The 8,410-nt window shown below is 50.1% G+C and carries 6 protein-coding genes; all 6 read right to left on the minus strand.

The window, feature by feature from the left end; all coding sequences use genetic code 11:
• Positions 1-31 precede the first annotated feature (31 nt).
• Positions 32-1,912 carry an FAD-dependent oxidoreductase gene (locus I2D94_RS05555; RefSeq protein ID WP_195395916.1) on the minus strand — a complete coding sequence of 627 codons (1,881 nt, stop codon included), beginning with the start codon at positions 1,910-1,912 and terminating at the stop codon, positions 32-34.
• A 266-nt stretch (positions 1,913-2,178) separates the two neighbouring features.
• The gene (locus tag I2D94_RS05560; RefSeq protein WP_195395917.1) at positions 2,179-2,859 is read right to left on the minus strand and encodes a DUF1361 domain-containing protein; all 681 of its coding nucleotides are present in this window, start codon (positions 2,857-2,859) and stop codon (positions 2,179-2,181) included.
• Between the two features lie 163 nt (positions 2,860-3,022).
• Positions 3,023-3,601: a transporter accessory protein gene (locus I2D94_RS05565; RefSeq protein ID WP_195395918.1), complete on the minus strand. Its 579-nt coding sequence runs from the start codon at positions 3,599-3,601 to the stop codon at positions 3,023-3,025.
• A gap of 53 nt (positions 3,602-3,654) precedes the next feature.
• Positions 3,655-5,196, minus strand: coding sequence for an ATP-binding cassette domain-containing protein (locus tag I2D94_RS05570; protein ID WP_195395919.1), 1,542 nt, complete (start codon positions 5,194-5,196; stop codon positions 3,655-3,657).
• Between the two features lie 131 nt (positions 5,197-5,327).
• Positions 5,328-6,260, minus strand: a complete 933-nt coding sequence (locus I2D94_RS05575) for a 1-phosphofructokinase family hexose kinase (protein ID WP_072684843.1) — start codon at positions 6,258-6,260, stop codon at positions 5,328-5,330.
• A gap of 688 nt (positions 6,261-6,948) precedes the next feature.
• Positions 6,949-7,875: an alpha/beta hydrolase gene (locus tag I2D94_RS05580; protein ID WP_072684842.1), complete on the minus strand. Its 927-nt coding sequence runs from the start codon at positions 7,873-7,875 to the stop codon at positions 6,949-6,951.
• Between the last annotated feature and the right edge of the window lie 535 nt (positions 7,876-8,410).

Raw genomic sequence — 8,410 nt, forward strand, 5'->3', positions numbered from 1 at the left:
CCGGGTCGGAAAGGAAGCCGGGATATCCGGCTTAGTCCTGACTGCCCGCAATCCAGCCCTCCAATGTCGCAGCCTTGATGTTTCCCGGACGTTTCACGTCGCCGATTTTCCAGGTATGACACGTAATTCCATAAAAGCGGTCAGCTTCCTCGCTTAACGGTTGAATGCCCGTGCAGACGATCAGCACCCCGGCTGGAATCGTCAGGCGCACGCCGGCTTTTTCCACAATAACATGATCCGGATTTACCTGCAAGCAGCGGGTTTCCCGATGGATCGTCAGATTGTCACAACGGCTTATATGCTCGTCCAGCGCTAAACCGACAAGCTGATTTTCCCCGCGGTGAAGCTGACTTCCCTGTTCGATCAGGGCAACCGGACATCCAGCCTCTGCAAACTTCAGCGCCAGCTCGCAGCCGATCGCCCCGCCGCCTAAAATCACTACGGATTTTCCTTCAGGAAGCGGACTTGTATACGCCTGTGCAGGCGTCAGCCCCCGCTCAATCCCGGGAATCGGCGGAATTACCGGCTCCCCGCCCAGTGCCAGAATTAGATGATCGGGGTTCAGGGCTTGGACGCTTTCCGGGGTCGCCTTCGTATTCAGCCTGACGTTCACCTCTGACTTTCCGATTTGTTCTATCAGATAATCCCGGTAGCGACGCAGATCCATTTTATATTTTGCCTGATCCAGAACAGTCAGCGCGCCGCCCAGACAGGACTTCTGTTCCAGCAGCGTGACCTGATGTCCCCGCTGCGCCGCCGTCAGCGCCGCCTTCATCCCGGCCGGACCGCCGCCGATCACGACGACATGCCTGCGGATTTTAACCGGCGGCCGTTCCATGGACATCCAGCTGCCGTTCATATAGGCGGGATTCACGGAACAGCCATGATCGCGCCGGTCGGTCGTCCAATGCATGCAGCTGCCGCAGCGCAGGCAGGGCACGATATCCGCTTCCCGCCCCACTTCCGCTTTGTGAATCCAGTCTTCGTCCGCCAGCAAGGACCGTCCCAGAACCACAAGATCGGCGTCCTGTTCCTCAATCACCGCGGCAGCTTCCTGCGGCGTCATGATCGCCCCGACTACCGCAACCGGGATCGCAAGTGTCTGCTTAATTGCGCGGGCCAGCTGGCGGTTGACGCCATGCGGCTCCAGCGCAGACGTCGCCATGTGGATGTTGCCTTGTTTGTCCATATCCTGTCCGGCTGACACATTGACCATATCCAGATACGGCTCGGCCTGCTTCAGAAAGGTCAGCACCTCATCCAGTCCGATTCCCCCCTCGATCCATTCCTTCGCGCTGATCCGAAGATCCACCGGATAATCCGGGCCGACTGCTTCGCGCACTGCCTTAATTATCGCCAGCGGAAACGTCATCCGATTTTCAAGACATCCGCCATAGCTGTCCGTCCGATGATTCAGCGCTGGTGAAAGAAACTGTGCCGGCAGCCAGCCATGCGCAAAATGAAGCATGACCATATCGAAGCCCAATTCTTTAGCGTCGCGGCAGGTTTGCGCGAATGCGGCCGCCGTCTGATCCATCTCTGCCGGCGTCATGGCCTTCACCCGGTTGCCATAGGCGTTAATTCCATCTGTCGATCCCCACAGCACATCTTCTGGATGCGCTCCGCGTCCAACGCCGCCCATATGCATGACCTCCAGCGACACCGCTGATCCCCCCTGCCGCATAAAGTTCAGCCATTGGCGCGTTTTCTGAATCTGGGCTTTGGAAAACAGATACTCCGAATCAAACCAGGCGTTGGGCAGATTTACCCCGCCGCAGCCCGCAATCAGAATTCCTGCTCCGCAGCGGACGCGTTTGTCATTGAGCGCCTCGTTCATCGGCGCGGAAATGATCCGGTTGGCAATCATCAGGGAATTGATTTTTAACGGCTGAAACAAACTCGCAAACTTCATGAACACTCACTCCTTTTTATTGATATAAGCATGAAGCATGCCATTCACGCCTGTTTCTAAAAACAAATTCATTTTTATTCAGAATTCCTGCGGTTCATCCAAGTCTCCATGCGTTTTTCCTGCATTTTTCCTCGGAAAATCAAATATTGAAGCGGTCCGGCCGTTAATTCCTGTTCCCTGCTTTCGCGTAGTTTCCCAGCGGTTCACAGTGTCGAACACTTTTCGACACTCCTCTGAAAAGCGTATAAAAAAACCTGATCTTTTGATCAGGCATGCGGTTCCGAGCGCATCAGTTTATCAAAGATCAGATAGGCCGCAAAATAGAACGCCGCCAACATAAAGGAAAACAGCACGGTAAATTTATCAATGTTCTGCAGCAATGTCGCTAACAAGACCTTCGGCTGCAGCACATCCCAGGTATTCAGCCGCAGAAACCGGCCGATGTAGACGCCATAACCGCACAACAGGCTGATCACGCTCATCCAGCAGAAGTTAAACACTTTATTTTTGCGCCATTTGACGCTCTGATGGATCAACGAGGTGGAAAACAGACCGTCGACTAACGCCATCAAAATTCCGCCGACAATATAAATCAAGCGAACCCAGCCGGATAAGCTTTGCAGATAAACGCCGTTGCCGCCAATCAGCTGCGAGCCTTGAAGATGGATCAGATCCGTGACCATGTAACAGGCGTTGGGCAGAAACAACAGCCAGCCTAATGCCAGCGTCAGAGAAAACGGCCCCCAGTGTCTGCGCCAGCTGGTCAGCAGATAAGCCGGCACCGCCAGCGCTATCGGCATGAATGCCAGCCCCAGATTCCAGAACAACCATCGTAAATGAAGCTGAATCCCGGCTTTCCGCAAGCCCAGGCCCGCCAGAATATAAAGCAGATGAAGGGCCAGGATCAATCCCAAAAGCATCATATTGCGTTTTTGTCTGCGTTTCATTGTGATCACACTCCTGACATCGACCGTATTATACCCAATTTTTATGCGCTTTTCTTTAAGTTTTTCTTACGTCTTCCTGAATGTTGTTTTCACAAGCGCTTACTTTCGCTCAACCTCAGGCGTAAAGAAAAAACGAATAAAAAAGAAAAGGATCGCGAAGATCCTATTTCAGTTTTTCAAACATTTTTTTATAGATGCCCTTCAGCTCTTTTTTCTGGCTGTCGGTCATGTTGCCCTGGCTCGGGCTGTACGAATCGACAGTGCTCAGATGATCGCCCACAATCTTTCCGTTTTTCACGACAAAGACCTGCGGTACATACAATGCCGGCTCGCCATCATCGTCCGTTTTCAGAAAATCCTTCACCAGATCAATAAATTCGTTGTAGCTTTCCTCCGTGTTGCCGTCGTCCGTGCCCATATCGACGTAATAAATCGTCAGGCCCAGTTCTTTGGCAACCTCGTTCATTACCGGGACCGCCTGCGTACACCAGGCGCAGCTTGTATACCCATAATACAGGATACCGCTTCCGCCTTCTTTATAAATACGGTTGGCTTCCTTGAGCGTTACCCGCTTGAACTGATGCTCGGCTACATTGAAGCCCTGATATCCGCTCATATCGACGTCCACCATCTTCAAATCGTCTAAATAATGCACCGGCGTATTATCCTTCTGACTGCAGGCGCCAAGCGCCAACAGGCAGCAGCCTAACAGAACTAAACCTTTCAGGATCTGTTTTTTCATATTCTGCCTCCTTGCCATAACAGTATTAGTATAAATCAAAATCGCCCGTTTGGCTAGAATTCAATCGTTGAATCTTCTTCCAGCCCCTGCGGCGTCAATCGCAGAATCCGCTCCGTCACCTCGGCTAAAAAGCGGCGGTCATGACTGACGGCGAGGATGCAGCCGGGAAACGACGCCAGCTGTGCGCGGATCTGGCCGGCGGATAACGGCGAACAATTCCGCGTCGGCTCGTCCAGAAGCAGCACGTCGTTGTGATCGACAACCAGCTTCACCAACAGGATCTTGGCTTTCTGGCCGCTGGAGAAAGTCCCCATCGGCTGCCGCATCTCCTCCGGTGTGAATTTCAGCGAACCTAAATGATTCTGAATCCGCGTGCGGAATGCCTGATCCTGACCTTCACTTAAAAAGTCAACCGGATTTCTATCCATCGGCAGCTGTTCCTCGTAATTCTGCGGCATGTAGCCGACACGCAGATCTCTCCGGTCCTTCAGCTGTTTCCAGATCAGCCGCAGCAGCGTCGTTTTCCCGCAGCCGTTGGGCCCGATAATCGCGACCTTCTGCGGCCCGACAATCTGAAGGTTGATATCCTTCGCGCAAAGATGCGTCCCTGCCCAGAGCTGCGGCTGATGGAAATCCAGAATCTGTTTGCGGGAATTGGCAATCCTGACTTCCGGATCAAAAAACAATTCAATCTGTTCCTCACCTTCAAACTTATGCGTCAGCGGTTTGTCTTCCAGCCGTTCTCCTAACGCCTTAACCGACCGCATCTTGCGCTTGAGCATCTTGGCGGCATGCGGCTGTTGCCGGGAGACGGAATTCAGCGCATGATCAACGCTTTGGTATAACCGCCGGTAACGCTCCATCTGCGCCGCATATTCCTGATGTTCCTTGACGGACAGCTGATTCTGCCGATTTGCCAGGGCTTCGCGCTGCCGCACGTAATCAGCATAGCCCAGATGCACAAACGTATGCCGGGCCTGGGTCTTGCGGACGATCTGTTCCAGATGCAGAATGCCGTTGGCGCAATGTTCCAATAGCGTTTCATCATGGGAAACAAACAGAATGCCGGCCGGGCTGTCCAAAATAAAGCGTTCTAAAATTGCCAGCGTTTCCAGATCGAGATCGTTGGTCGGCTCGTCCATTAAAATCAGATCTGGTTCGTTTAACATCAGTTTGACCAGCTGCAGCTTGACCTTTTCCCCACCGCTCAGCTGTCCCATTTTTCTTTCCAGCAAATCAGCGCTGGCCCCGACGTCTTCCAACCGCACATACAGTTCGCCGATCTTTTCATAATCAGGAATTTCTGAAGGAGTTTCGCTCATACAAAAATCCAGGCCTGACGTTTCATGCCACCGTGCGTCCAGCGCCTGAGGAAGATAGCCGATCACCGCCCCGCGGCGGTCAATCGTCCCTTCCATCACGGTATATTCTGAAATCAAGTCTGGATTGTAAATTGCTTTAAACAACGTGCTTTTGCCATTCCCCTCTTCACCGATCACCGCCAGTTTATCGCCTGCGACGCAAGTAAAGCTTAAATGATCGATCAGAATTCTATCTTTGAGGGTCTTAATTGTAAGTTGATTTACAGTTAACATCCGCACCACCTCCTTAGGAAGCGGTAAACGGTAAAAAAAGAGAACGACAAAAAACAAGATTTCAGAAATTCAATTTTCTTCGTCTTATTTTCTGTACATCCTCTCACCTCGCATCATCTTGGTCTATGATATCAAGCCTCTTCGTTTTCGTCAATCTTTGTGACGATAATTTCGTCATAGAGGCTTTCAATTTTTTCACGCGTCGCCATGCCTTTGGAAAAGGCGGTCGCGATGCCGCAGCAGTTCGCATATTTAAAGGTTGTAATAATATCGCGGGAACGCAGGTAATTCATCACGAAGCCGGCAATCATACTGTCGGCCGCGCCGACGGAATTGACAACCTCAGCGTCAATCGAATTGGCATGGTACACGCCGTCCTGATTGATCAGCAGCGAGCCGTCCTTCCCCATCATCAAGATGACGTTCTCTGCGCCCAGCTTTGCGCACTGCCGTCCGGCATGGATCAGCTGTTTCTGATCGGCAATCACCTCGTCGAACATCGTTTCCAGATCCTCGATATTCGGCCGGACCAGAAATGGCTTGTATTTCAACAACCGCAGAAGCAGCTCATGATTGACGTCAAGGACAAACTTCACGTCGTTTTCAATGCACAGCTGAATCATTTTTTCCGTCAGATCAACCAGATTATCCGGACAGTTGCCCGACAGCACAAAAATATCGCTGCGGTTAAGCCGTTCCACCCGTCTTAACATCATCCGCATATCTTCTTCGGTAATGCTCGGACCTTTGGCGTTCAGCTCCGTTTCCAACAGATCGCCTTTGACTTTCACGTTAATCCGGGTATGGCCTTCAATGAAGGTGAACACCGGTTCGATATACTCATATTTCTGAAGCAGGCTGATGAAGAAATCCTTAGTAAAGCCGCCGACAAAGCCCAGCGCCCGGGACGGAATCATCAGATTATTTAAAACGATAGAAACATTGATGCCCTTGCCTCCGGCCTCGTAGTATTCCAGCGAACTGCGGTTGGTTTTCCCCAGCTCGACTTTATCGAATTCCATATAGTAGTCCAGCGACGGATTCAACGTACATGTATAAATCATAAAAAAGCCCCTTTCTCATGAATTTATTTTAGCACATTCTGAATCAGGAAACGGCAGAATTCTGACTGAATTTTCCCATAAATCTCGAATCTTCCCGTTTTCCGATATTCTGATAAGCAATTCGAAAGAAAAGAGCTCTGTCAGGGAATACAGAACTCTTTGTCCCGCAAGGTCCGCCGCAGGGATTCGGCAGACTGCGTGAGAACAGCCGCTCAGGGATTAGCTCCTGTCCTCAATTATTTTTTAAATTTAAGAAGAGGAAAAATGTTTAAAGCGTTTATAAACTTTTGCGATCCTCCTTTCTGTATTTCAGTATAGAAAACCGATGTGGTGATAAAATGGAGTTTGTGTGAAGAAATGATGAATTTGATCATTTTCAGCTTTACGCCCGTCTGGTTATTTGGTTCCTATTCTAAAGCCCGTTGTTATAATAGAAAAAATCCTGTTCAGGGGAGGGAACAGGATTCTTCGGAAGGCGGGAGGGGAAGCCCGCCTCCGCATATTATTTTTATGAATAAGAGGGGAAAATATTTATTTTGTAAAGGGAATTTTATCTTTATGCTTTTTTCTGATGAAGTTTAACTTGGATGCCTCCTTCCTTGTATGCTTGTATTATAGGGCAAGATTATGGGATAAGAATCAAAAGCAGGTGAAGGTTCCGTGAACTTCCTGAAGAATTTCTTAAGGCTTATCCTCTATTCAGCCACAGCTGGATTTTATCCAGGCAGCGATCCAGTATCACATCGTTCCAGATTCCGGCGCCGCCGTGATCGGCATTCTTCACTTTGATAAAGTCAGCCTCGTGTCCCTCCTTCAATAAGGCTTCCATCAATTCCACACTCTGCGCCATGGGTACATTGCGGTCTTTATCGCCGTGGACAATCAGAAACGGCGGCAGCGGAGCCTTGCCGATATAGGTTGTGACGGAGGCCTGACGGGCCTTCTGCGGATGGTCTTTAACCGCAATCCCGCCCAGCAGCTTTCCGGCAATGGAATCCGCGCCGGCATGTTCCCTGGCTGACAGTTGATCCGCCATGCTGAGCAGATTGACCGGACCGTAGAAGTCGATCACGCCTTTCATTGCGGGCAGAAACGCTTCGCCGTTTTCCAGGGGAAACGCCCCGGCAGCCTCGCTGACTGCCGTCAGGGCCGCTAAATGTCCGCCCGAGGAACCGCCCCATAAAATCAGCTGATCGGGATCGCCGTGAAGGCCTGGCGCCTGCGCGCGGACATATTGAATCGCTCGTTTGACATCCATCAGCTGCGCGGGGAAAGGCTCGCATTCGCTGCCGCGATATTCGATCATCGCCACGATAAAGCCGTGGACGGCAATCTTTCCCAGACTGCAAATGTTGGATTCCACATTCTGCCAACGCCAACCTGAACCCTGGATAAACAGAAGAATGGGAAAGCGCTGCCCTTCTATCATTTCCTCAGCGACAAATGACGGCTGTAAGAACCGGATGTGGAGTCCCCGATCTTTTGCCCTGGCATATTCCTGAAGCGGCAAAGCGTGGACGCTTCGTTGATGAAGATCAATTTCAATCTCTGTCATGTGCGGCGTGGTGAGTTCAGAGGCAGGAAATTCTTCATAAGTATAAAATTTTGCTTCCATAATTCTATATCCGGCGGATCCTGATGCCATTAACGAAGGAATCCGTCGCTCTCCTTTTCTTCATTATACCGCCGTCTTCCTTGCAGGAAAAGAAAACCCGCCAGGGGAAGGCGGGCTTTCTCCGGCAACCAAGGAGGGGAGCCTTGATCACCTGATTATTATTAAGGTTGAGAGGGGAAAAACATCTTGTCCTGAAGGGATTTTCTGTTGGTCTTATCCTTTGGACAATTTTATTATAAGAAAAAATTATGGGAAAAGTATGGCATTGACATGTGAACTTCATCAAATTTTCCATATTCGAATTTCCCGGATAGAATCTGAGTTCTCTGATAATTGTTCATCTACAATACTGGTTCTATAAATTTTGGTGTTGGTGGAAACCAACGCCTTTTTTTCTTGAGCATAAAAAAAGAGACATAGGTAAGAATTTCCGTTACAATAAAATCACCACAAATTACAGAAAGGAAATCTCACTATGTCCATTACTCATTCTATCGTATCTGTTCTCAATTTAAAAGACCCTCATCTTCATTTC

It is taken from the genome of Holdemania sp. 1001302B_160321_E10, from assembly GCF_015552275.1.
Taxonomy (GTDB): Bacteria; Bacillota_I; Bacilli_A; order Erysipelotrichales; family Erysipelotrichaceae; genus Holdemania.